The organism is Richelia sinica FACHB-800 (genome assembly GCF_014698825.1).
GTDB lineage: Bacteria > Cyanobacteriota > Cyanobacteriia > Cyanobacteriales > Nostocaceae > FACHB-800.
In genome coordinates this window covers 70,293-93,282 of record NZ_JACJTT010000009.1, presented here as the reverse complement: position 1 = coordinate 93,282, position 22,990 = coordinate 70,293, and the positions used below count along the sequence as shown (strand labels likewise).

General features: G+C 40.3%; 24 protein-coding genes. 10 read left to right on the top strand and 14 right to left on the bottom strand.

Going from position 1 to position 22,990, the window contains the following annotated elements:
• Positions 1 to 468: 468 nt before the first annotated feature.
• The 4 genes from H6G73_RS09540 to ychF all read left to right on the top strand — a co-directional run bounded on the left by H6G73_RS09540 (position 469) and on the right by ychF (position 4,538).
• Complete coding sequence (locus H6G73_RS09540; protein ID WP_190603685.1) at positions 469 to 2,781, top strand: response regulator; 2,313 nt, start codon at positions 469 to 471, stop codon at positions 2,779 to 2,781.
• A 59-nt stretch (positions 2,782 to 2,840) separates the two neighbouring features.
• Entirely contained in the window at positions 2,841 to 3,134 is a 294-nt protein-coding gene (locus H6G73_RS09535) for a hypothetical protein (RefSeq protein WP_190603683.1), read from the top strand.
• A gap of 108 nt (positions 3,135 to 3,242) precedes the next feature.
• Positions 3,243 to 3,407: a hypothetical protein gene (locus tag H6G73_RS09530; RefSeq protein WP_190603681.1), complete on the top strand. Its 165-nt coding sequence runs from the start codon at positions 3,243 to 3,245 to the stop codon at positions 3,405 to 3,407.
• Between the two features lie 39 nt (positions 3,408 to 3,446).
• A complete protein-coding gene (ychF, locus tag H6G73_RS09525; RefSeq protein WP_190603678.1) occupies positions 3,447 to 4,538 on the top strand; it encodes a redox-regulated ATPase YchF in 1,092 nt (363 codons plus the stop codon).
• 49 nt (positions 4,539 to 4,587) lie between these two features.
• On the opposite strand, the gene H6G73_RS09520 is transcribed toward ychF, so the two are convergent.
• The 5 genes from H6G73_RS09520 to H6G73_RS24760 form a co-directional block, all read right to left on the bottom strand.
• Positions 4,588 to 5,490 carry a hypothetical protein gene (locus H6G73_RS09520; protein ID WP_190603676.1) on the bottom strand — a complete coding sequence of 301 codons (903 nt, stop codon included), beginning with the start codon at positions 5,488 to 5,490 and terminating at the stop codon, positions 4,588 to 4,590.
• A gap of 12 nt (positions 5,491 to 5,502) precedes the next feature.
• Positions 5,503 to 6,378 (bottom strand): SDR family oxidoreductase, encoded by an 876-nt coding sequence (locus H6G73_RS09515; protein ID WP_190603675.1) that lies wholly within the window; start codon positions 6,376 to 6,378, stop codon positions 5,503 to 5,505.
• A 9-nt stretch (positions 6,379 to 6,387) separates the two neighbouring features.
• The gene (locus tag H6G73_RS09510; protein WP_190603674.1) at positions 6,388 to 7,173 is read right to left on the bottom strand and encodes a hypothetical protein; all 786 of its coding nucleotides are present in this window, start codon (positions 7,171 to 7,173) and stop codon (positions 6,388 to 6,390) included.
• 55 nt (positions 7,174 to 7,228) lie between these two features.
• A complete protein-coding gene (locus tag H6G73_RS09505) occupies positions 7,229 to 8,446 on the bottom strand; it encodes an acetate kinase (protein WP_190603673.1) in 1,218 nt (405 codons plus the stop codon).
• A gap of 99 nt (positions 8,447 to 8,545) precedes the next feature.
• A complete protein-coding gene (locus H6G73_RS24760; RefSeq protein ID WP_256443816.1) occupies positions 8,546 to 8,671 on the bottom strand; it encodes a hypothetical protein in 126 nt (41 codons plus the stop codon).
• Between the two features lie 294 nt (positions 8,672 to 8,965).
• Between H6G73_RS24760 and typA the strand changes: the two genes are divergently transcribed.
• From typA to H6G73_RS24965, 3 genes are all read left to right on the top strand, one after another.
• Positions 8,966 to 10,756, top strand: coding sequence for a translational GTPase TypA (typA, locus tag H6G73_RS09500; RefSeq protein WP_190603671.1), 1,791 nt, complete (start codon positions 8,966 to 8,968; stop codon positions 10,754 to 10,756).
• A 278-nt stretch (positions 10,757 to 11,034) separates the two neighbouring features.
• Positions 11,035 to 11,652, top strand: coding sequence for a hypothetical protein (locus tag H6G73_RS09495; protein ID WP_190603669.1), 618 nt, complete (start codon positions 11,035 to 11,037; stop codon positions 11,650 to 11,652).
• A 97-nt stretch (positions 11,653 to 11,749) separates the two neighbouring features.
• Positions 11,750 to 14,080: an OmpA family protein gene (locus H6G73_RS24965; protein ID WP_190603667.1), complete on the top strand. Its 2,331-nt coding sequence runs from the start codon at positions 11,750 to 11,752 to the stop codon at positions 14,078 to 14,080.
• Positions 14,081 to 14,173: 93 nt separating this feature from the next.
• Here H6G73_RS24965 and H6G73_RS09485 read toward each other — a convergent pair whose 3' ends face one another.
• The 3 genes from H6G73_RS09485 to H6G73_RS09475 are packed head-to-tail and all read right to left on the bottom strand — an operon-like array spanning position 14,174 to position 16,121.
• Positions 14,174 to 15,304 carry an AI-2E family transporter gene (locus H6G73_RS09485; RefSeq protein ID WP_190603664.1) on the bottom strand — a complete coding sequence of 377 codons (1,131 nt, stop codon included), beginning with the start codon at positions 15,302 to 15,304 and terminating at the stop codon, positions 14,174 to 14,176.
• Positions 15,305 to 15,352: 48 nt separating this feature from the next.
• Positions 15,353 to 15,784, bottom strand: a complete 432-nt coding sequence (locus tag H6G73_RS09480; protein ID WP_190603662.1) for an NUDIX hydrolase — start codon at positions 15,782 to 15,784, stop codon at positions 15,353 to 15,355.
• 4 nt (positions 15,785 to 15,788) lie between these two features.
• Positions 15,789 to 16,121 (bottom strand): hypothetical protein, encoded by a 333-nt coding sequence (locus H6G73_RS09475; protein ID WP_244997491.1) that lies wholly within the window; start codon positions 16,119 to 16,121, stop codon positions 15,789 to 15,791.
• 290 nt (positions 16,122 to 16,411) lie between these two features.
• On the opposite strand from H6G73_RS09475, the gene folD reads away from it, so the two are divergent.
• From folD to H6G73_RS09460, 3 genes are all read left to right on the top strand, one after another.
• A complete protein-coding gene (folD, locus tag H6G73_RS09470) occupies positions 16,412 to 17,290 on the top strand; it encodes a bifunctional methylenetetrahydrofolate dehydrogenase/methenyltetrahydrofolate cyclohydrolase FolD (protein WP_190603659.1) in 879 nt (292 codons plus the stop codon).
• Between the two features lie 182 nt (positions 17,291 to 17,472).
• Positions 17,473 to 18,402: a geranylgeranyl diphosphate synthase CrtE gene (gene crtE / locus H6G73_RS09465; RefSeq protein ID WP_190603657.1), complete on the top strand. Its 930-nt coding sequence runs from the start codon at positions 17,473 to 17,475 to the stop codon at positions 18,400 to 18,402.
• Positions 18,403 to 18,493: 91 nt separating this feature from the next.
• Entirely contained in the window at positions 18,494 to 18,949 is a 456-nt protein-coding gene (locus tag H6G73_RS09460) for a divergent PAP2 family protein (RefSeq protein ID WP_190603655.1), read from the top strand.
• A gap of 327 nt (positions 18,950 to 19,276) precedes the next feature.
• On the opposite strand, the gene H6G73_RS09455 is transcribed toward H6G73_RS09460, so the two are convergent.
• The 6 genes from H6G73_RS09455 to H6G73_RS09430 all read right to left on the bottom strand — a co-directional run bounded on the left by H6G73_RS09455 (position 19,277) and on the right by H6G73_RS09430 (position 22,990).
• Positions 19,277 to 19,981 carry a hypothetical protein gene (locus tag H6G73_RS09455; protein ID WP_190603653.1) on the bottom strand — a complete coding sequence of 235 codons (705 nt, stop codon included), beginning with the start codon at positions 19,979 to 19,981 and terminating at the stop codon, positions 19,277 to 19,279.
• Positions 19,982 to 20,067: 86 nt separating this feature from the next.
• Positions 20,068 to 20,397 (bottom strand): MgPME-cyclase complex family protein, encoded by a 330-nt coding sequence (locus H6G73_RS09450; RefSeq protein ID WP_190603650.1) that lies wholly within the window; start codon positions 20,395 to 20,397, stop codon positions 20,068 to 20,070.
• Between the two features lie 80 nt (positions 20,398 to 20,477).
• Positions 20,478 to 21,197, bottom strand: a complete 720-nt coding sequence (locus tag H6G73_RS09445) for a SnoaL-like polyketide cyclase (RefSeq protein ID WP_190603643.1) — start codon at positions 21,195 to 21,197, stop codon at positions 20,478 to 20,480.
• Between the two features lie 74 nt (positions 21,198 to 21,271).
• Complete coding sequence (locus tag H6G73_RS09440; protein ID WP_190603641.1) at positions 21,272 to 21,991, bottom strand: pyridoxine 5'-phosphate synthase; 720 nt, start codon at positions 21,989 to 21,991, stop codon at positions 21,272 to 21,274.
• Positions 21,992 to 22,070: 79 nt separating this feature from the next.
• Positions 22,071 to 22,718, bottom strand: a complete 648-nt coding sequence (gene kdpC / locus H6G73_RS09435) for a K(+)-transporting ATPase subunit C (RefSeq protein ID WP_190603638.1) — start codon at positions 22,716 to 22,718, stop codon at positions 22,071 to 22,073.
• Positions 22,718 to 22,990, bottom strand: a complete 273-nt coding sequence (locus H6G73_RS09430; RefSeq protein ID WP_190603636.1) for a potassium-transporting ATPase subunit F — start codon at positions 22,988 to 22,990, stop codon at positions 22,718 to 22,720. The genes kdpC and H6G73_RS09430 overlap by 1 nt, the downstream gene beginning before the upstream one ends.

The following is a 22,990-nucleotide window of genomic DNA, read 5'->3' as shown; positions in this document are numbered from 1 at the left end:
TTTAGGAAAATAATTTAGGTAAGCGAAAATTTTTTTTTATGAAGGATGCTATGTTTTGGTGGAGTTTTGGGTAAGCTAGTAAACTATTAGATTCTATAAAAATAACACATATTTTTTTAAAGTAAATAGTTTCAGTTTAGTAACTGAAACATTTTCGCCTATGTAATTGATAGTTGAGTAATTATTTTCTGAGATAATTGTGTAAAAGTCATAAATTTTACGAATAAATATCGGCTTACTACTTATAAGTTGTAATTTTAGTTCTAGAGTAGTGAGTTATTTTCCTGGTTGGTAGGGATGATGACCAGGATATGGGGAAAAACTTGATTTCTCTTTGGGTAAGAATGGCAGTTAGGCTGAATGGTAGTGAAGAAATGTTGAGTGATGGCTAGATACACTCTACTATCGTTTTCAGGGTTGATATTTTAGATACTCGCAAGGTGTCAAGGGGGAAGAGGGGAATTAACGGTGAGAATCTTAATTATTGAAGATGATGAGGTATTGATAGATATCTTGATGCAGTCATTGAACAAACAGCATTATGTGGTGGATAACGCTGTAGATGGTCTGATGGGTTGGGAATATGTGCAAGGAACGACCTATGACTTGATCATTATAGATGTGGGTTTACCCAAGTTAGACGGAATTAGTTTATGTCAAAAACTACGGGCTAGTGGATGCTATACACCTATTTTACTGATGACGGCCAAGGATGGGAGTAGCGATCGCATTCGTGGACTAGATGCAGGTGCAGATGATTACGTCGTTAAACCATTAGATTTAGATGAGTTACAAGCACGAGTTAGAGCATTATTGCGGCGTGGAGAAGTTCCCCGTACACCTGTTCTTGAAATCAGTGGACTAAGATTAGACCCCACTAGTTGTCAAGTAACTTACAAAAGTCAGGAATTGGACTTAACACCAAAGGAATATAGCCTTTTAGAATTATTAATGCGAAATCCCTCACGGGTCTTCAGTCGCAGCAACATTATTGAACATCTATGGAGTTATGAAGACCCACCCCAAGAAGAAACTGTGAAATCTCACATCAAATGGTTGCGGTCTAAACTCAAAGCAGTGGGAGCAGTAGACTGGATTGAAAATGTCTATGGAGTGGGATATAGGCTTAAACCAGATCAATCTCCATTAATTCAAACAGAAGTAATCACTGATAGTAATGCTATAAATAAAGACTATGCGCTTACTGATACTGTTGTCCAACAATTCAGAAAATCAATGCGCGGATTATGGCAGAAGTATCAGGGAGTAATACATCACCGTTTAGAAGTATTGCTTTCCATTTCCAATGCTATACGCCAAAATACATTAACACCTGAGTTAATAGGCTCTGGACAACAAGCTGCTCATAAATTAGCTGGTGTGTTGGGAATGTTTGACTTAGAAACTGGTACAGCAATTTCTCAAAATATTGAAAATTTATTATCTTATCCAAGAAATATACATGAAAAATCAGAAAAATTATTAATTCAAATTCATCAACTAGAACAATTATTAAATGCTGCTTTTGACCATCTTCAAAAATCTGTTCATTCACATATTTATCATTCATCGATACACCGATTATTAATAGTTGACCCCGACCTAAAGCTACAATCTCAGTTACAGTGTTTAACTTCTCCAGATACAATTATAGAGCAGCTTGCAAGTATCAACGATGTCAATTTATATCTGCAAAATAAATTACCAGACTTAGTGATTTTCAATGTCGATGATATTGATAATAAGAAAGCATATTTAACGTGGCTAATAAATTTATCTCAACGTACACCACCAATTCCAGTCATATTTTTAGCCCATGACGATGGCATATTAGATAGGGTAACAGTGGCTCGTGCTGGAGGTCGGGGATTCTTAGTTAAACCTGTAACTGCCGAGCAAATTTGGCAGGTTGCATTGCCGATTTTACAACAAAAAATTAAAAAATTAATTAATATTCTTGTTGTTGATGATGATCCCTTAATTACCAATACATTATGTCCTATTTTGGAACCTTGGGGTATGAAAGTTACAGGATTAAATGACCCCTTACGTTTTTGGGACGTATTGCAATCCCTACAACCAGATTTGCTAATTTTAGATGTAGAAATGCCTCAATTTAGCGGTATTGAATTGTGTCAGGCTGTGCGTACTGCTCCCCAATGGCAAGGTTTACCAATTCTATTTTTAACAGCCCATCGAGATATAGAAACTGTGCAGCAAGTATTTACTGCTGGAGGAGATGATTATATTGTTAAACCCATAGTACATGCTGAATTAATTAATCGGATTTTGCACCGTTTAGAACGTAATAATCTTCTGCTAACTCTGTCTAGAAGAGACACATTAACAGGATTATTAAATCAGCTATCTTCGAGTCGTGAATTACAAAATATGCTGCAACAAGCAGAACATAAAAAAGTTTGTTTTGCCCTACTTGCTATGCCTGAATTAAGTCAAATTAATGTCCACTATAGTCATGAAGTAGGCAATCAAGTTTTACAGACATGGAGTCGAATGTTGCAAGCAGCATTTCCCAATGCTGAGGTGTTAGGCTATTGGGGAAACGGTGAATTTGTTATTGGTACATCTGGTTTAACGAAAATTGAATTCAGGGATTTATTAGCTGATATTCTCACAAATATGCGCCAAAAAATTTTTACCGCAGCAAATCAAGAAAGATTTCAGGTCATTTGTCAATGGGTAGTAGTTGAATATCCTCGTGATGGTGAAACAGTTCAGTCCTTATATCAAGCTGCTCATCAGTTATTGTCATATACATGAGCAAATTTCGGCTATCTTTCCAGATATAATTATTCACCAGCCTTGATGCCATTTAAAATATGAAGCAAAAATTATTCTTATTGGTGAAAATTTTATCTACAGGATTGATTACTAGTGCTATTGGATTAGAACTGTGGAACATACAAAGTATCATAGCCAATGCTTCCTTACCTAACAGCTTATATCCCTTATTAATCCTCTCGCATTTGGCATTGTCGGCTCATTTTGTAGAAGCAATTATCGCTGCTGTTGTCGCAACTGGAAAAAATAAGATGCCTCTTACCTTGGCGGCTTACACTTTCTTTGTAGGTACAGTGGGATTATTAGAAATGTGGGAAAATCAGGATAACTAGGTTTTGCAATTTGGCATCTGGTGACATAATTTATGTTTAGCTATTTGGGAAGATGTCAGTTAATCCAATTGTCATCTAGTTTGGGAAAGTCGAATTAGATACAAGACTATGACTTATCCCGTGGCTATCTCCATCCCTGAACCACAAATACCCACCCCAGAACCAAACCCTTTACCTCAACCAGAACCCACACCACCAGAACCAACCATTCCCCCTGCTTTTCCGGAACCTGTACCAGGGCCTATTCCCCAAACCATCCCCAAACCTGTTTGAATTATCTTTATTACTGGAAACTCACATCTCTAATCTAAAATGCTAAGAGCCGGAATTGTCGGACTTCCCAACGTCGGAAAATCTACTTTATTCAATGCTGTAGTGGCTAATGCTAAAGCCGAAGCTGCTAATTTCCCATTTTGTACGATTGAACCAAATGTCGGCGTTGTTGCAGTACCGGATGACCGGTTAAATGTTCTTGCAAAAATTGCCAGTTCTGAACAAATCATTCCTGCACGGGTGGAATTTGTTGATATTGCGGGTTTGGTCAAAGGTGCAAGCCAAGGTGAAGGACTGGGTAATCAATTTTTATCTCATATTCGAGAAGTTGATGCCATTGTGCATGTGGTGCGGTGTTTTGAAAACGATGACATCATCCACGTTGCTGGTTCTGTTGACCCAGCGCGAGATATTGAAATCATCAATTTAGAATTGGGTTTAGCTGACTTAGGCCAAATTGAACGCCGTATTGACCGTACTCGTAAACAAGCACGTACTAGCAAAGATGCACAGTTTGAAGTAGCAGTGCTGGAAAAATTAGCCGCAGCTTTAAATGAAGGTAAATCTGTGCGTCAGGTGAGTTTAAATGAGGAAGAAGCCGCAGTCATTAAAGGCTTAGGACTGCTTACCAATAAACCTATTATTTACGCTGCAAATGTTTCGGAAGATGAATTAGCCACAGGTAATGATTTTGTTGAGCAAGTCAGAAAAGTTGCTGCCCAAGAAAATGCTCAGGTTGTGATAGTTTCTGCCCAAGTCGAAGCTGAATTAGTAGAATTATCAGAAGAAGATAAAACTGATTTTCTGGCTTCTTTAGGTGTAGAAGAAGGTGGTTTAAAATCTTTAATTCGTGCCACTTATAGTCTATTAGGGTTGCGGACATATTTTACTTGTGGGCCAAAAGAAACCCGTGCTTGGACTATTCATGCTGGTATGTCTGCACCTCAAGCAGCAGGTGTTATTCACTCAGATTTTGAGCGTGGGTTTATCCGTGCAGAAACCGTGGCTTATCAAGATTTAGTCACTAATGGTTCGATGAATGCGGCAAAGGAAAAAGGTTTAGTCAGAAGTGAAGGGAAAGAGTACATTGTCCAAGAAGGGGATGTAATGTTATTCCGATTTAATGTGTAGATGAAATTGGGTGCGTTCACAGCGCACCATTCATCTTCAACTCAGATGATTATTGACCAATCATATGTACAGATGCACCCATATTTTCATCATCTGTAGCAACAATAATTCCACCTGATGCCCCTGGGATGATTTCTAACCCTTCTATTTTGTGATAATTATCGCGATATATAGGAAAAAGTTGCTGATTTTGTTGCCAAACTATTTTTTGGTTATGGAATGCTAAATACCCAGCTACATATACAGCAGATTGAAATGGCCCATCATTACCTGTATCACTGGCTGAGGTAATATAAACTATTCCCGCATCATCAATTTTTAAATCTGAAATATGACGCACATTTGTTTGTGGATATGGTACTTGAAATTTAGCTGTACCTGCTACTTTGATGTGATACGTAGTTAAATCAAATATTCCCCAGTAAAGAATTGCTGGTTGCTCATCTTCACCACGATGGGCCCACACGGCAACTAATTGATTCTTTATTGTTTGTAAGCTAAAAGATTCAATGTTATTGTCAGGAAGAACTTCTGGTAAAATAAACAATTTAATGACAGAAATAGTTTGATTTTGGGAATTGAATTTCAGATGATAGGCTGTACCTGCACTAGTTAAAGCGATAAATTCTTGGTTATTTGCTGTGGGAATAGTAGTTATCGCTTCTAAATCTAGAGGTAAATCAATATTCTTGTCCCATTTTAAAGGTAGATATTGTGGTGGTTGTTGTCCTTCAATGGTTAAGATTCCTAACCGTCCTTGGTTCTTTTTTTTGTTGTCATGGATGACGAGAAAATTTAATTTCTTATTTTGCTGTTTAATCAATGCGATACCACTAATGCCAAAGGGAATACCTCCACGTACTGGTATCCAGGTGTGAGCTAATACTTGCTGAGATAAAATTAAAGTAGTAGTTAGGATAATAGTAATAGTTAATTTGAAAAAATTTGGCATTGGTGATGATGTTTAAGATGGTGTAAGGAGCGACTTTAACTGTTCTCGAAGCGATAAAGGTTGATATCCTAACTCAAAAGCGGGAGAACTATCTAAGGAAACATCTTTGGGTCTGGGTGCTGCCATTTTCACATCTTGTTGCAGACAAGATTTAAGTTGCTCTCCAGGTAGTTGAAATATTTCAACTAATAGTTTGCCAAATTCATATCGAGAAATTCTTTCTCTCCCCCCTAAATGAATGATACCCTGGACTTTTGCTAAGGCTAATAATATTCCTTGAGCAGCAGTGATACCATTAACTGGTGTACGAATTTCATCACTAAATAAATTTAAGACTTGACCAGCTTTTAAGGTATGAATAAAGGGTTGAATAAAGCTGTGGGCAATTGGTGTGTTATTGCCAAACATCAGGGGCATTCTGCAAATAGTTGCTTGGGGGTATCTAGCTAATATTTCTTGTTCAGCTTCTACTTTTTGTTCACCATAAATATTCACAGGGGATACAGGGTCTGTGTGACGATAAGGTGGATTTAAACCATCAAATACTAAGTCAGTAGAAGTAAAAGCAAAAGGAATTGATTGATCAGCACATATATCAGCTAGATGGCAAGTGGCAGTAACATTAATGCTGCGCGATAACTGGGGATTTAGTTGGCAGTAATTTGGTTGAGACTGTGCTGCGGCATGAATAATTGATGATGGATGTATTGCTTGAATTAAATTTTTTGTGTCTTGGTAGTTGGTCAAATCAACTTTGACCATTTTGACACCAGGAATATCTAATGGATGAGAGTAGTATGTACCATAAACGTCCCAATTTGATTGAGCTAATTGACAAATATGCCAACCTAAGAAACCACTAGCACCAGTAATCAAAAGTTTTTGCATAGGGATAAGTTAATCTTGATCAGGGAATTTTAGGGTTGGTTTGCCTTGAGCATCGAAAACAATTTGACCACCCAAAGATTCAATTTCTCTAATTGCTCTTTTACGAATTTTTGCATCTACATTATTTTCTAATACCATTGCCCAGGAGGAAATTCTGGCAAATTTACTATCAGGATTATTTTGCAGAAATTCAGCAGTTTTTTGAGAAACTAAAGCCACATATTGACTTTGTGGGTCAGGATAAACCTTTGCCCATTCGGCTGCTTTGATTAGTGATGATTTGGCAGCTTCAGCATTACCTAAAAATAACAGTTCATCGGTGCCTTTATACCGCCAGATATAATAGGATTGATGAGGAACCTGTGGTGATAATGATTGTAAACCTTGATCCATTAATTTAATTGACCTTTCTGGCATTCCTGCATATAGAGAGGTACTGACGGAAAGACTTAAATAAGTATCTAAAAAACGGGGGTCTTGCTTGAGAATAATTTCAAAATATTCTGGACTTAAGTTGTAACCAATTCTATTTCTAATTTCTTCGTCACCAAAATATTGTAAAAAGTCGATATAGACCCAATTAGCAATTAAGTTGTTATAACTAAAACTGGGAATTTTTTGCAGTAAATTTAAGCGCAAACTTTCCTTAGTTTCTGCTTTTCTGAGAACTTCAATTGCAACAGATTGATTATGAGTGAGGAGTTGCTGTAATCTTGGTAATTGCATCCAGCTAATACCGAAGATACATAAACAAGCAAATAAAGGTGTAGTAATAGCTTCACGAGACAATAACATAAGCAATTTAAGAATATGCCTCAGGTAGGTGTGGCGAATAAAATTGATAATGTGATTATTGTTTCATTAATTGCCAACATTGTTGAGCGATCGCCCAATCTTCTTGAGTCTGTATTACCAATACCCTCACCTGGGAGTCAGGGGTAGCAATATCTACATCTATCGGCTGTTGTTGGTTTTTCTCTGGGTCGATTTGTAAACCTAGAAATTCCCAAGCCTTACAAGCAGATTGACGTATACTAGCAGACCTTTCGCCAACTCCGGCAGTGAAGACTAAAACATCTAAACCTCCAAGACTAGCAAGCATTGTCCCAATACCAGCCTGGATTTTGTGTACGTAAATATCCCATGCTAGCTGGGCACGATTATTACCTTTTTCTATGGCTTTCACCACTTCCCGCAAATCGCTGGATATACCCGAAATTCCTTTGAGGCCAGAAGCTTTATTTAATACTTGATCCAATTGTTGCCAAGAATAATTGAATTCTCGTAACAGATAAATTAAGATGCCTGGGTCGATAGCACCGCTACGACTCCCCATCATTAAACCATCGAGGGGAGTAAACCCCATAGTGGTATCTACGCTGCGACCGCTTTTGATTGCTGCTAAAGAACAGCCATTGCCTAAATGACAGGTAATTAAGCGCAGAGATGTTAAATCTCTCCCCAAAATTTGGGCTGCACGGTGAGCACAATATTGGTGACTAATGCCATGAAACCCATAGCGACGAATGCCTTGTTCTACCCATTCATAGGGGCCAGGATAAATAGCGGCTGCATCTGGTAAGGTGCTATGAAAGCTAGTATCAAAAACTGCGATTTGCGGTATATGTGGTAAAGCGTTGGTAATCGCTTCTATGCCTTCTAAAGCCGCAGGATTATGGGCAGGTGCAAGATGACAAAGACGAGCGATCGCTTGTTTGACATCTTCTGTAATCATGACACTATCCCGGTAATCTTGTCCTCCATGTACCACCCGATGACCGACCGCATCAATATCAGATAGTTGATTGATGACTTGACAAGCACCATTGACTAGCAAATCCAGCAGGTGGTTAAGAACCGCAGGACGAGACGTAACTGCTATTTCTTCTTGGATTTGCGCTCCTGTATTCGTTGTAACTTTAATCTCTGCCTGTCCTGGATGATGAGTCCAATCTACCTTTGCTTCCCACAGTGGTTTGGGTAATTCTGCCGGGAGAACATCATTTTCGATTTCGTATAAACAACTTTTTTGACTACTTGATCCAGCATTGAGTACGAGTATTTTCATGTTGGTAAATTTTCACCCTAGAAAATGCAGAATCATGGTAATAGAAATTCCTGCAAGGGAATTGAAGAAAAAAATCTCTTGTAAACTTTACCAATAATTTTAGATGGGAAGAGGCAACAATCCAGCAATTTCCATCATAACTTTGGTAGCGATGATTACCCAAGCATCAATATCAATTTGGTGGGATGGTGATGGATTTTCATCGGTAAACTTCTCTATTTTCATCCTCTTTAATGATGGGACTTGATGAATCTACACCAAGCCATAGACAGAAAACCATGATTAATTTACCATCTCAACTCAAAAATGGTATGACTTTGCTTATCTACCTTGATGGGAAACAAGTGCAACAAGTCAACAGACTCTTTAGCTAGTTATTCTAAAAACAACAATAATTGTGACGATTAAGCTAGAATTATTAAAGGTTCGTTACAGAATTTTCTAAACACTCCCAATTCTGTTAAAACAGCCAAACATTGTAGTTACTAATCTAAAAACCTAAAGTTCACCCAAATCTCTATGACGCTCCCAATTCGTAACGTCGCCATCATCGCTCACGTTGACCACGGCAAAACTACCCTGGTTGATGCTCTCCTCAGACAGTCCGGCATTTTTCGCGAAGGTGAAGACGTTCCGGATTGCGTCATGGACTCTAATGACTTGGAGAGGGAACGAGGGATTACCATTCTTTCCAAAAATACAGCCGTTAAATATAAAGACACGCTGATCAATATTGTTGATACCCCTGGACACGCCGACTTTGGCGGAGAAGTAGAACGGGTATTAGGTATGGTTGATGGCTGTATCCTGATTGTGGATGCGAACGAAGGCCCCATGCCCCAAACTCGCTTTGTACTGAAAAAGGCTTTAGAAAAAGGCCTGCGTCCAATTGTGGTGGTCAACAAAATCGACCGTCCCCAAGCTGATCCCTATGCAGCCATTGATAAAGTATTGGATCTGTTCTTGGAATTAGGTGCAGATGAAGACCAGTGTGATTTCCCCTATCTGTTCGCTTCTGGTTTAGCAGGTTACGCCAAGAATGACTTGGATGCTGAACCTGTAGATATGCAGCCTTTGTTTGAGGCGATTCTGCGCCATGTACCTGCACCAGTAGGCGATCCCAACAAACCCCTGCAATTGCAAGTCACCACTCTTGATTACTCTGAATATCTAGGCCGGATTGTCATTGGTAGAATCCACAACGGCACCATTCGCGCTGGACAACAAGCGGCACTAGTTACAGAAAGTGGCAATATTGTCAAGTCTAAAATCAGCAAACTGATGGGATTTGAAGGCTTGAAGCGGGTGGAATTGCCAGAAGCATCTGCTGGTTATATCGTGGCTGTGGCTGGTTTTGCTGATGCTTACATTGGAGAAACAATTACAGACCCCAACGAACCCCAAGCCTTACCACTAATTAAAGTTGATGAACCAACTTTACAAATGACCTTCTGGGTGAATGATTCACCTTTTGCAGGACAAGAAGGTAAATTGGTAACATCTCGTCAAGTGCGCGATCGCTTGTTCCGGGAATTAGAAACCAACGTAGCTTTACGGGTGGAAGAAACCGACTCCCCTGATAAATTCCTAGTTTCCGGTCGGGGTGAATTACACCTGGGTATCTTAATCGAAACCATGCGTCGGGAAGGTTACGAATTCCAAGTATCCCAGCCACAAGTAATTTACCGTGAAGTCAACGGTCAGCCATGCGAACCCTATGAATTACTAGTTTTAGACGTACCTGGTGATGCAGTTGGTAGCTGTATTGAACGTCTGGGACAACGGAAAGGGGAAATGCAAGATATGCAGCCTGGTGGAGGCGATCGCACCCAACTAGAATTTATCATTCCTGCCCGTGGTTTGATTGGTTTCCGTGGTGAATTCATGCGGATGACTCGTGGTGAAGGCATCATGAACCACAGCTTCCTCGATTACCGTTCACTATCTGGTGACATTGAAGCCCGTAACAAAGGCGTGCTTATCTCCTTTGAAGAAGGAGTTTCTACTTTCTACGCGATGAAAAACGCTGAAGATAGAGGTTCATTCTTCATCACTCCCGGTACCAGAGTCTACAAAGGGATGATTGTGGGTGAACACAACCGTCCCCAAGACTTAGAATTAAACGTTTGTAAAACCAAGCAGTTAACCAACCACCGTGCATCTGGTGGTGATGAACTCGTACAGTTACAAGCGCCCATAGAAATGAGCTTAGAAAGAGCATTGGAATACATCGGCCCCGACGAATTAGTGGAAGTTACACCCCAATCTATTCGTCTCCGTAAAATGGCGAAGAAATTAGCTAAACGCTAAATCTTCTGCATACCCACCAGGGTATAAACAACTGAAAACTTCCCTTGAGAAAACTTTTCTGTCCTCTTCCCGTCCTGGGGAGAGGATTTTTATTCCGAAACTTCCATAAAATGAATGATAAATTACTTAACTTGATAGAAATTAGAAAACTGGGAATAATAAATATAATACAACGACAGTAGGCTTGAGCCAGTGTGACTTCCCCAGCAGGAAGCAGAGATTGTTAGTTATTTACCTATTGTTGCGCTGTTAGTTAGCCCTATTGTGAGGTTTTTCGCATGAGTCAGATGAATAGAGATGATGTGCGCGAACGGCTAGGTAATATTGACCAAATCCGTGATATCATCTTTGGTACACAGATCAGGGAGTATGATAACCAGCTAAGTAAATTAGAGAAACATATCTCCTTATTGCAGCAAGAGATGCGATCGCAAAATGAGCAACTCAAACTGAGTTTTTCTACTGAACTAAAAGCAGCAGTGGAAAACTTAGAAAAAAAGCTTAAATCTATCTCCGTCACCAACCAAGAAGAAGCAGCAGATTTCCGTCAACAAATAGATCGACTCAATCGCAAATTTTCCACCAGTATTCAATCTTTAGATGAAGAGCTAGATAAACAAACAGCTTCCATTCGCGATGACTTTTTTCAAACTAAAGATAAACTCCAAGAAGATATTACAGCTTTGCGGGATCTAGTGTTAGAAGAATTAGACCGGCGATTCTCTAACCTTAAACAAGATAAAGTTTCTAAAGATGACATTGCTGAAACTTTGTTTGCATTAGGGATGAGACTCAAGGGAACAGAATTTATCCCAGAATTACAAGAAGTTGCCAGCGAAAAAGACAATTATTCTGGTGTTCCTTTGTTAGAAAGTTCCAAATTATCCATGCTTTAGAAAATCATATTTAGTAGTTGCTGGTTGTTTAATTTACCCTCAACTGCTAATTCATTTGACTACATCCAAGTTTTAAATCATTGTTGGTATAACTCAGGTGGATAAATTTAGTGATCAATTTACTGAAGACATGCCTTCAGAGGAGTTAGGGCAAATAGAAGAATTTGTGCGGCTTTTGATTGAATTGCAAATTATCGAACCACCTGAGGGATTTTTTCCGAAAAAAACTGATAATAGTGAAGAAGTAAATGATTCTTCCCCAATAAATATTCCAGAAACAAATATATTCACAGAAAATCTATTCCCACTTTTAAATCAGAGTGATACTGAAAAATTAGATGACTTTGAAGCTGTTAGTAACGAAGAATTTAACCAACGCTTAATAGCTTTACAAAATCAATATAGTGCGGAACAAATTATAGATTATCTCAATGCACAAATTTATAGTTATGAAGATAGTGATAAAAATCAATCAGATGGTAGTTATAGCGAACAATTAAACCAAAATATATCAGATGATAACTCTGATATCAAATCCAGAGAAGCTTTAGGGTCAGAGAATAACCCAGAAGATGCAATTATTGCCTTTCAAAAACTGCAAGATATATTAATTGGTTCGGAAGTAGATGAATTAAAAGATATTACTACCCAAATCAAACAAAATCTTAACCAATTAGAACATCAAATTTATGATTCTGAATCATTTATTGATTTAGTAGAACCTTGGATTACAGAAGTTTTAAAACTGAATATTGATAAATCTAGGGAAGAAATAATTGAGTTTATTTCTCCTATTTTTGATGAAATTATGCAAGGCCGATTAAAAAATAACAAAATTGGGATGGGTACGGCCTTTTCTCCCGTGGTGACAGAAGCTATTTCTCAACAAGTGAATATAGACCCAGACAAAGTTGCACAAGTGCTAGCACCAACCATGGGGAGAGCAATTAAAAAGCAAGTTGAGTTAGAAAAAGATTCAATTATTGACGCACTCTATCCCGTTATCGGTAATACCATTGCTAAATATATGGTCGAGATGGTGCGTGCTATCAATGAAAAAATAGAAAATGCCCTGAGTGCGGAAGGAATTAAACGCAAAATTCGTGCCAGACTGCAAGGAGTGTCTGAAGCAGAATTAATTGTTCAAGAATCTCTATATTTTCAAGTAGAAGCTATTTTTTTAATTCAGAAATCTTCCGGGATAGTCATTTCTGAACTGCAACGTTCTGATGGACAAAGACTAGATTCAGAAATGGTTGCAGGAATGCTGACCGCGATTCGTAACTTTGCTAACCATTGTTTTGCTCAAGCAGAGATGCCTGCTGAATTAGACGCTATTGATTATGGTTCCTATAAGATAGTTTTGGAAGTAGCTGGATATTGTTATTTAGCCATTGTTTTGCAAGGGGAACCATCGAAAGAATTTATTAAAAAAATGCGCGAAAGCCTGGTAAAAATTATCAGAAATTATGGTAATATCATCCAAGAATTTGATGGAAATTCAGAAATAGTTCCTCCACAAATCACTACAGTTTTAGAACCACTCCAATATAAAGATGCCAAACTAGAAACAGAAAAGAGAAAGACTCCTCCCTGGTTATTCATATTAGGTGCTGTTGCTTTTACTGCTGTTGCTATCCCTTGGGGTATGTGGAAACATCAGCGGAGTATTATTCAACGTGCAGAAAATAGCACTGCATTGGCTTTGGCATCTACACCAGAATTAGCTGTTTATCGACTGACGGTACAGGAACATCAAGGCAAACTCAAATTAATAGGTAAATTGCCTAATGATTTACTACGAAAAAAAGCAGCCCAAGTCGCTCAAACTGCTGTGCCAAAATGGAAAATAGATAATCAAATTCTGGCAGTAGATGTGCCACCAGATCCAGTATTAGCCGCAGCAGAAGTACAGCGCATCACTGGGTTATTAAATCGCGTAGAAAATATGGCGATTTATGCTCAATATACAGATGGAAAAGTGATTATAGAAGGAATTGTCAGCCGTAATTCAGATGGCAAAAAAATTATTCAAGCTTTTGAAAAAATTCCGGGTGTGAAGTCAATTTCTAGTGCAGTGCGAGTGCAACCTTTGAGAATAGAAGTCAGATTTTATTTTTACAAAGATTCAGCCACTTTAAACCCAGCCGATTTTGGTTACAAACTGCAACAAGTGAAATATTTCCTCAGCGAACATCCCAAGAAAGGTGTGAGAATTATCGGCTATAGTTATTCTCTCAACCCTAGCCAGGAAATTAAGGATTTAGCACTTAACCGAGCTAAGGCTGTACAATCAGCATTAATTAAAGCTGGAGTTGACCCTTCTCGCTTGGAAGTTGCAGGTAGAAATAATTTACCTCCAGGAATTGATATGAGTCACCCTGGATGGTTAAAACGTTGCGTGTTGTTAGAACCAGTTGATCGGTGACGCAGTGATGGTGATTTGGTGGCACTAATTTGGGTGGACATCAAGACTACCTGTTGTTGATTTTGTTTAGATTTTATCCTTTCTCTGCTGGGTTTACTGCTTTACCGTTGATATATCTATCATTACATTAGATGTACTCACTTCCATGTCCGAATTATTGTTAATTTCTTGATTCGGCAGATTTTTGGGATTAAATTCACCTGCCCGCCAACTATCAGCAATATCCTTAATAAAACTAGCTAAAGGAATAGCAATTAATAACCCTAAAACCCCTCCTAATTTTGCACCTAATAGTAAAGAAATAACTACCCATACAGGATTTAAACCTGTTAAATTTCCTAAAATACGTGGGGCAACAATATTTGAGTTGATTTGGTCAATGGTGACAGCAATGGCGGCGACTTCTACCCCTTCCCAAAAGTTTTCTAAAGCTACTAATAAGCTCACAATACCAATACCGATCCCTGTACCAAAGGGAAATAAGGAAAAGAAGCCAATAGCTAAACCAAATAACAATGCCAAGGGAATTTGCAGCGCAAAGAATGCTAGGGTAGCAGTTACAGCGAGGATAGCCCCTAAAGCGGCTTGTCCAATAAAATAGTTTTGAAAATCTTCTCGCAGTAATTCTCTGAATTTTTTACCAATATGTGCAGGAAACCATTGATAAATGCCATCCCACAATTTTTGTCCATTTAAAATGAGATAGATAGTTAAAACAACAGCTAAAATCACATTTACTAAGGCACCAATGGTATCAAATGCTAAACCAAGAATTCTGCCAGTAAAAGATTGAAATTGACTAGAAAATCTATCTAATAATTGTAAGACAACACCTTTCAAATTGACTGGAATTTGTTGAGTAGCTGCCCATTTTTGAAAAGTATCTAACTGCTGAAATCCAGAATCAATCCAATAAGGCAGAATATTTGCCAGTTCATTTAACTGTTGAAAAATGAGGGGGATTAATATCACACCCACAGCCCCAAGAATGACCACCGCTAATAGTAATACCGCCACAATTGCCAAATTTCTAGGTATGCCACGACTTTGTAGAAATTTGATCGGATAATCCAAAACAAAAGATAAGAGAATTGCGACAGCAACCACACTAACTAAAGGTTGAAAATATTGAACAACTTGAATTAGTAACCATCCATTTAAAATAATTACGGGAAAGGCTAATCCTAAACTTAACCAGCGTGGTAGTTTTTTAGCTGTTTGCATGAGGCTCAATCCATCACATCTATGAACATATGACCGCAATCAAGAGATTTATCCATGTTGGTTGACAAAATCCATCATGATGCGTTTGTGCATAACTCCTAAAGGTCTGATTTCACCAGCAATGGCTGAATAACATTCACCAGCCAGAATATCGGTAGGGGTTAATAAAGCCATATCCCAACCTTCATTGAGCACTAGTTGGTTTAGTTCCACTAATAATGGTGCTTGAAAAACATGACGCACAATTGTCTCATCAGAATAAACACCAAATTTGGTGAATGTAGTTAATTCATAACCAATTTCTTCTAATACTTCCCGTTGAACGGTGACTTCTGGTGTTTCACCGGGTTCGATATGTCCACCAAACAGTCCCCAGCAACCAGCAGCAGCAATATTGGGAATGTTATCACGCAGTTGCATCAGAAACTGATTATTTTGGTGGAGAATAGCGATCGCTACATGGGTTTGTTGATTATTCATCTGGTTATTCTGCTAGATAAACTTCCCCATAATCTTGGCCAGCCAAGGGGATACTCTGGTATTTTACTTTACCTTTAAACACCGCCTCCTGCCCTATTTGCAGATTTTTTTGCTGGGAAATTACCCAAATTTTGCCAGTGCCATCATTAATTTGATATGCTCGACGCTGCATCAGAGGTGCTATTTTTTCTACCTTTCCTTGGATATATACTGTCACCTCTTGACTTTGTGGTTTTTGAATTTGTTTAATCGGTGTGGCATTGGCACTGAGCCGAAATGGACTCGGATTTAAACCTGTATTAGTCCAACTACCACAACCACAAAGTAGCAAAATCACAACCAAGTTACCTCCTACTCGGTGTAGAGAAAACCTGGAACTCACTACATTTGGAAAAAATAACGTTAGCAATGAAGGGATTTTTGGCATTCATCCTCACCTTTTACCCATTTTTCGCAAGTTAGCTCAAATTCATCCTAATGCGAAGGAGCAATAAATCTCCTTTTGTTGATGCTATTCATCTGCGAAGATAGTCATTGATGGGTAATTCATTCATTGGTGTAAGCCATCAGCAGTTATTTAGCAGCTTATGCCTAATTCCCTGCCCAGCGAAACGTCAATAAAATCTCATGGAAACACACACTGCCAAAATCCTGGACGGTAAAGCCTTAGCTCAAAAAATACAGACAGAACTCGCTGCTACAATCACAGAATCCCAACCCAAAATTGGACGTGTCCCCGGTTTAGCAGTGCTGATGGTTGGTGATAACCCAGCATCTGCTGCCTATGTGAAGAATAAAGAAAAAGCTTGTGCGAAAGTAGGTATTGCTTCCTTTGGTAAACATTTTCCTACCCAAACTAGCCAAACAGAACTAGAAGCAGTAATTGCCCAGTTGAACGAAGATGAACGGGTAGATGGGATTCTTGTACAATTGCCCTTACCGAATCATCTAGACGCAGTTGGGCTATTACATACTATTGCCCCAGATAAAGACGCTGACGGACTACATCCGGTGAACTTGGGCAGATTAGTCCGAGGAGAAACAGGTTTACGGAGTTGTACACCAGCCGGCGTAATGCGACTGCTGCAAGAATATAAAATTTCCTTAGCAGGAAAACAAGCAGTAGTGCTAGGACGTAGTATTTTGGTGGGTAAGCCTATGGCGTTAATGCTATTAGAGGCTGATGCCACAGTTACTATTGCTCACTCGCGATCGCAAGATTTAAAAACCATTACCCAAAATGCTGATATTCTCATTGCCGCAGTCGGCATTCCTGGATTAATCACTGCGGATATGGTGAAACCAGGGGCAGTTGTGGTAGATGTGGGAATAAATCGGGTCACTGACAGCAGTGGAAAGAATAGCTTAGTGGGTGATGTCCAATTTGCGGCTACTGCTGATGTGGCAGAATATATTACCCCTGTCCCCGGCGGTATTGGCCCCATGACAGTGGCTATGTTGCTACAAAATACAGTTTCTAGCTATTTACAAGTCCACAACCTTTAAGTAGTGATAAATGTATGAACCACCTGTCCAGTCAGTTAACTACTAATTCCTGACCCTGCTCTTCAACAGCCTCCCCAGCTTATCCCAACAAAGAACTTTCTTGATCTAAATCGGATTGAGGCCAGAGCAACGTAAAATTGTGACGTATATCACCAGCAACCAAAAATTTTAGGAAGTTAAGAATGGTCGCAACGGATAACTTTCAAAAAACAGCAGATTCAGCTAGGTTTAACCTTGCTACCTATCTGAAAGAGCGACAACAACTTTGTGATACTGCTTTGGATCAAGCAATCCCTGTTGTCTATCCAGACAAGATTTACGAAGCGATGCGTTACTCCCTCCTAGCTGGAGGAAAGCGCGTGCGTCCCATTCTTTGCCTCGCTACCTGTGAAATGATGGGCGGCACAATTGACATGGCCATGCCTACAGCTTGTGCAGTGGAAATGATTCACACCATGTCCCTGATTCACGATGATCTACCAGCCATGGATAACGACGATTATCGTCGCGGTAAACTGACCAACCATAAAGTCTATGGTGAAGATATCGCCATTTTGGCTGGAGATGGATTATTAGCTTTAGCTTTTGAATTTGTCGCTCGTCAAACCCCGGAAACGGTCGCTAGAGAAAACGTTTTACAGGTGATTGTCCGGTTGGGAAAAGCCTTAGGGGCTGCCGGTTTGGTTGGTGGTCAAGTGGTGGATTTGGAATCAGAAGGCAAGTCAGATATTTCTCTAGAAACACTGAATTTTATTCATAACCACAAAACAGCTGCCCTTCTAGAAGCTTGTGTAGTTTGCGGCGGCATTTTAGCTGGAGCATCTGGGGAAGATATCCAAAGATTAACTCGTTATTCTCAAAACATCGGACTAGCATTCCAAATCATCGATGATATTCTCGATATTACCGCTACCCAAGAACAACTAGGGAAAACTGCCGGTAAAGACTTAAAAGCCAATAAAATCACCTATCCCAGCCTGTGGGGCATAGAAGAATCCCGTGCTAAAGCAGACCAACTAGTAGCCCAAGCTTGTGCAGAACTGGCTTCCTTTGGAGACAAAGCCATCCCTCTGCAAGCGATCGCTCATTTTATTACGAGTCGCAATCACTAGTCCTTTTGGGATTTTGGATTTTGGGTTGCATCTCAAAATTTGTCCTCCACACACAACCACTGCTCATACTTACTAACCTAGCCAAAATACCATGCAGGACATAGGCGATATTCTCAACAACCGGGTGCTGCTGGTTGCTCTGATAGCTTGCTTTGTAGCGCAAGGATTAAAACTGATTATTGAACTAGTCAGACATCGCAAATTGAATGTGCGCGTTTTAGTGACAACTGGAGGAATGCCCAGCGCCCATTCTGCTTTGGTTACAGCCCTAGCAGTTGGTGTGGGGCAAACTATCGGTTGGGCATCTGCGGAATTTGCCTTAGCTACAGTTTTTGCCATCATCGTTATGTACGATGCCGCAGGAGTGCGTCAAGCAGCCGGTAAACAAGCAAGAATCCTCAATCAAATGATTGATGAGTTATTTCACGAAAAACCAGACTTTAGTCAAGACCGACTCAAGGAATTACTTGGACATACCCCAGTCCAAGTGATTGCTGGTTCCGCTTTGGGTATAACTATTTCTTGGTTAGCTAGAGCAGCTTATTAATGACAATTAAAAATCAATACGGTTCAGTTAAGGAAAATTACCTGTTTAGGCCAGCAGTGGTATGGCCACGCTCACCAAACGGAAGCAGAGGGAAAGAAACAAGCTTATCTGAACTGTATTGAGTTAACAATGAATCAAATTTGTGCCGCTTTCACTTCTAGTACACCGCTGCGTCAATCAAGCCGCCATTGAAAATAGACAACAACAGACTGTCACCCTCCGGGTTCAGCAGTCGCTTATGGGGGGAACCCCCAAGACCGCGCTGCTTCACCTGTAACCTGTTCCCTGTTCCCTGTCACCTGTCACCTGTCACCTGTTCCCTTCTCCCTACAACCGCACCACTGAACGCAATAACATCACCTTTCGCCCATCTGCTAAAAGGGCGACAAACCCATTTTCATTTAATCTTTGTAAGGTATTGTATGCCTCTCTTTGGTTAGTGGTGTAAACAGCTAACAAGTAAGGGCGTTGTCCATAGGCCACTAGTCCCACATCACCACCTACCACCTTTTGCACACTCAGTGCCAATTCTGGACGGTTGTAGTAATCAACCAGTACAGCGTAACCCTCTCCTAACACCTTGGGATTATAGGTAATAGTGCGAGATGTCGGTGGTTTGGGAGTTTGTTCCCTGACTGGTTGGGTGGTTGCTGGTTGGGCAGCTATTGCTTGACTAGCTGGCCGGGTGGTGATGATCGCATTCAACCCAACAATATTATTGATGTACCTAGCCCAACGGTTGGCATCATCCATCTTTTTAAAGCCGCCGACCCGCGTGACAGTTTCTTGAAGATATTTGCAAGTAATAGTTTTAATATCCGAGGGTAAAGCCTTTCGTAACTGTTTTTGATTTTCCGCAGTAGGACTCACAACTAATAAAACATATTCCCCAGCACCAGGGGCTTGACAACTAGGAATAGCCGTTTGAGCCAAAACCGGAGTCATGGTACTAATGAGAGAAACTAGGGGAGCGATCGCTAAAAATAAAGCACCTGGTGAAGCCACAAACCTATGTAAAAAATTACTATTCATACACTGGATTTTTATGTTCAATATCCGGGTGTGGGGTTGAGGGTGCAGTTTTACCTCCATCCCCAAATCCCATTCCCCATTCCCTATTAACCTACAGTAGCTAGAGATGCTAAAGCATTGGGAATAGTTGCCGAAGGAGCCGCAAATTCTCCAGTAATGACATACTCCAATCGCAGTTTTAACCAAGTGATAAATTGAGCATTGGTGGAAATAATCGCCACTGGAGGTTGAGGACACTTTTCTTTAATCTCTGCCATTTCCGGTGCTTCCAGAAAAGCAGGTTGCTTAACCAACCAAAAATCTATTTCCTTTTCTTGTTCATGATAATGACGGGTGCGTTCCTTCAAAACTTCCTCTAAGGGTTCTTCTTCCAAGAGAAAGCGTTGACTGGCCAAAACGTAATAATATGTTTGCATATTCGTCCTTGTTTACCAAATCGAGAAACTCAATCATCAATAATGTTAAGGGTACAGTGTTGCACCTGTACCCCCATTAACTAACTTTTCTTGAATCCCTTCAACCAAGAACTAAAAGGACAACCACTTCCCTTAGTGCCATTCTTGTCTAATTTGCCACCAGCCGTCAGTTTTTCTAAGAACAAGCTGTTGTCAAAATAGTGTTCTACGGTAAGAATCTTTAAATCCTGAGTGACATGGGCAACACTAATTCCCACGATTTCCACCATTTCCCCAGTGGGTGCATAGTCCTTGTATGCACCACGAAAATGTCCCCAGTGTCGCCACTTAAATGTGACAACGGGAGGGCCAGAGTAGACTTCTAATACTTCCCAAGGAAAACCTTGAGGAAAGGTACTGTGAAAGATATCGTGGGATGATTCAAAGGTTTCTTCCGAAGACTTGTAATGCTCCGAGTCAGCCATAAACAGATTGTAAGTACCCTTAGCACCTAACTCGGCAGCATTGTACTCCTGACCACCATTGGTACTCACCCGAAATTGGTCATTAACCACAGACAACCATTGTTGGGGATTACTTTTGAAAGAAGCCTCCATCTCGAAGGTTCGCACCAAATTTTGCACAATGGCTTCTAGAGAACCTTCAGCATGATGACGTGTACTCTCCTTCGCCAGATTTTCCTTTGAGCGACTATAATCTGGCTGTTTTTGATAACGCCATTCAGCATCAGTGCTAGCGGCAATTACCTTGTCTCTATCTTGTACCCAAAGCGGTAAGTTATTAGGCTGTGTGGAAGTCATAGAGGTTTTAGATTACAGATTTGACTCTACGTGGTCTTGGATTTCGCAGCTAAAACCCCTAGCAATTGTTCATGTCAGCGTGGCGACATAGCCTGTTTCATCTCCCGGACTGCCCTTTCCATGCCGACTAAAGCCGCCCGGCTAATGATAGTATGCCCGATATTGAGTTCTTCCATGCCTGGCAGGGCTGCCACTGGGTAAACATTCCAATAGGTCAGTCCGTGTCCGGCATTCACCCGCAACCCAGCTTTAATTGCTTGTTCACATCCTGTGGCTAACAAAGCTAATTCATGCTGGCGGCTGGTTTCGTCTTGAGCTTCCGCATAGCGCCCAGTGTGCAGTTCAATAAACTTTGCTTGTACCTTAGCGGATGCGGCTATTTGTGCTGGTTCGGCATCGATAAACAAACTCACGGGAATGCCAGCGCCTTGGAGTTTATCTACTATCTCACCTATTCTAACAATTTGCCCCACAATATCTAAACCGCCTTCTGTTGTCACTTCTTCCCGCTTTTCTGGCACTAAAGTGACATAATCAGGTTTCACATCCAAGGCAATACCTAACATTTCCTCAGTGGCGGCCATTTCCAAATTCAAATGAGTCCGCACAGTTTGGCGCAACAAGCGAATATCTCGGTCTTGAATATGTCTTCTATCTTCCCGCAAATGGGCAGTAATGCCATCTGCACCCCCTAACTCTGCCAAAACAGCCGCCGCTACGGGATCTGGTTCTACAGTTCTTCGGGCTTGGCGGATCGTAGCAATATGGTCAATATTTACACCCAGTGTCAGCACGCCTGGTTTCTCCTGCTTCACATTCCTCAGCTGTTGATTTTACCGGATATTTTGGTTGGGGTGTGAAAGCAACTCGGTATCAGCGACCTGTGGACTGGAAATGATCTATAGCGAGATTTAATTGCAAAACATTGACTCCCGGTTCACCAAAGATACCCAGAAAGCGACTATCTGTATTTTGATTAATCAATGTTTCTAATTGTTGAGGTGAGACTCCTCGTGTTTTAGTAATGCGGGCAATTTGTGCTTTAGCTGCTTCTGGGGTAATGTGGGGATCAAGACTAGAACCAGAAGTGTAAACTAAATCTGCGGTCGGTTGTATACCTGCTGTTTTTAACCGATTAAAATCGCCTTCAAGCCGTTTGCTAGGGTCAGGATCATCTTTACCTTGGATGCGTTCTAATAAAGCTATATTACTGGGAGCTAAATTACTGGCACCTGACACCCCAGTTTTCAAAACACCAGCTTCATCTTTTTGAGGATCTGCGGTACTGTAGCTGGTGGTACTAGGACGAGAGTTAAAATAGCGATCGCTCGTAAAGGGTTGACCAATTAAAGCCGAACCTATAACTTGACCCCGACTGTCTTTAATCAAACTACCATTGGCTTGAGATGGAAACACAATCTGTCCCAAAATCATCATGGCAAAGGGATAGATAATCGCACCAATGATCCAAAGCACAAAGGTAGAACGAATTGCTCTGCTAGCTTCTGTGGCAAAACTCATTAGAATTTCTCCGGTATAAACATCACGAAAAATAGATAAATAGACAAGCTCACAGTGACTAAACCTAAAAGTCCTAAAGCCCAAGCTTGTGAATGAGAAAATTGCTCACCGGTGGCAGCATAAACAACAGGTGCAACCACCAGGTTCAAACACATGCCCAGAAATAAACAAACAGGTAATTTTTGTTTACGCCATTGGGCAGCAATGGTATTTATCTCTGTTAATCCTGATAATAAAAGCTGGTCAAAAGTATTGCTATGGTTAATTTTCAT

Coding starts and splice junctions, on each gene's coding strand:
- H6G73_RS09535 (WP_190603683.1), top strand. CDS start 2,841: ATGAAGCAAAAATTATTCTTATTGGTGAAAATTTTATCTACAGGATTG.
- H6G73_RS09530 (WP_190603681.1), top strand. CDS start 3,243: ATGACTTATCCCGTGGCTATCTCCATCCCTGAACCACAAATACCCACC.
- ychF (WP_190603678.1), top strand. CDS start 3,447: ATGCTAAGAGCCGGAATTGTCGGACTTCCCAACGTCGGAAAATCTACT.
- H6G73_RS09520 (WP_190603676.1), bottom strand. CDS start 5,490: ATGCCAAATTTTTTCAAATTAACTATTACTATTATCCTAACTACTACT.
- H6G73_RS09515 (WP_190603675.1), bottom strand. CDS start 6,378: ATGCAAAAACTTTTGATTACTGGTGCTAGTGGTTTCTTAGGTTGGCAT.
- H6G73_RS09510 (WP_190603674.1), bottom strand. CDS start 7,173: ATGTTATTGTCTCGTGAAGCTATTACTACACCTTTATTTGCTTGTTTA.
- H6G73_RS09505 (WP_190603673.1), bottom strand. CDS start 8,446: ATGAAAATACTCGTACTCAATGCTGGATCAAGTAGTCAAAAAAGTTGT.
- H6G73_RS24760 (WP_256443816.1), bottom strand. CDS start 8,671: ATGAAAATAGAGAAGTTTACCGATGAAAATCCATCACCATCCCACCAA.
- typA (WP_190603671.1), top strand. CDS start 8,966: ATGACGCTCCCAATTCGTAACGTCGCCATCATCGCTCACGTTGACCAC.
- H6G73_RS09495 (WP_190603669.1), top strand. CDS start 11,035: ATGAGTCAGATGAATAGAGATGATGTGCGCGAACGGCTAGGTAATATT.
- H6G73_RS09485 (WP_190603664.1), bottom strand. CDS start 15,304: ATGCAAACAGCTAAAAAACTACCACGCTGGTTAAGTTTAGGATTAGCC.
- H6G73_RS09480 (WP_190603662.1), bottom strand. CDS start 15,784: ATGAATAATCAACAAACCCATGTAGCGATCGCTATTCTCCACCAAAAT.
- folD (WP_190603659.1), top strand. CDS start 16,412: ATGGAAACACACACTGCCAAAATCCTGGACGGTAAAGCCTTAGCTCAA.
- crtE (WP_190603657.1), top strand. CDS start 17,473: ATGGTCGCAACGGATAACTTTCAAAAAACAGCAGATTCAGCTAGGTTT.
- H6G73_RS09460 (WP_190603655.1), top strand. CDS start 18,494: ATGCAGGACATAGGCGATATTCTCAACAACCGGGTGCTGCTGGTTGCT.
- H6G73_RS09455 (WP_190603653.1), bottom strand. CDS start 19,981: ATGAATAGTAATTTTTTACATAGGTTTGTGGCTTCACCAGGTGCTTTA.
- H6G73_RS09450 (WP_190603650.1), bottom strand. CDS start 20,397: ATGCAAACATATTATTACGTTTTGGCCAGTCAACGCTTTCTCTTGGAA.
- H6G73_RS09445 (WP_190603643.1), bottom strand. CDS start 21,197: ATGACTTCCACACAGCCTAATAACTTACCGCTTTGGGTACAAGATAGA.
- kdpC (WP_190603638.1), bottom strand. CDS start 22,718: ATGAGTTTTGCCACAGAAGCTAGCAGAGCAATTCGTTCTACCTTTGTG.
- H6G73_RS09430 (WP_190603636.1), bottom strand. CDS start 22,990: ATGAAAATTAACCATAGCAATACTTTTGACCAGCTTTTATTATCAGGA.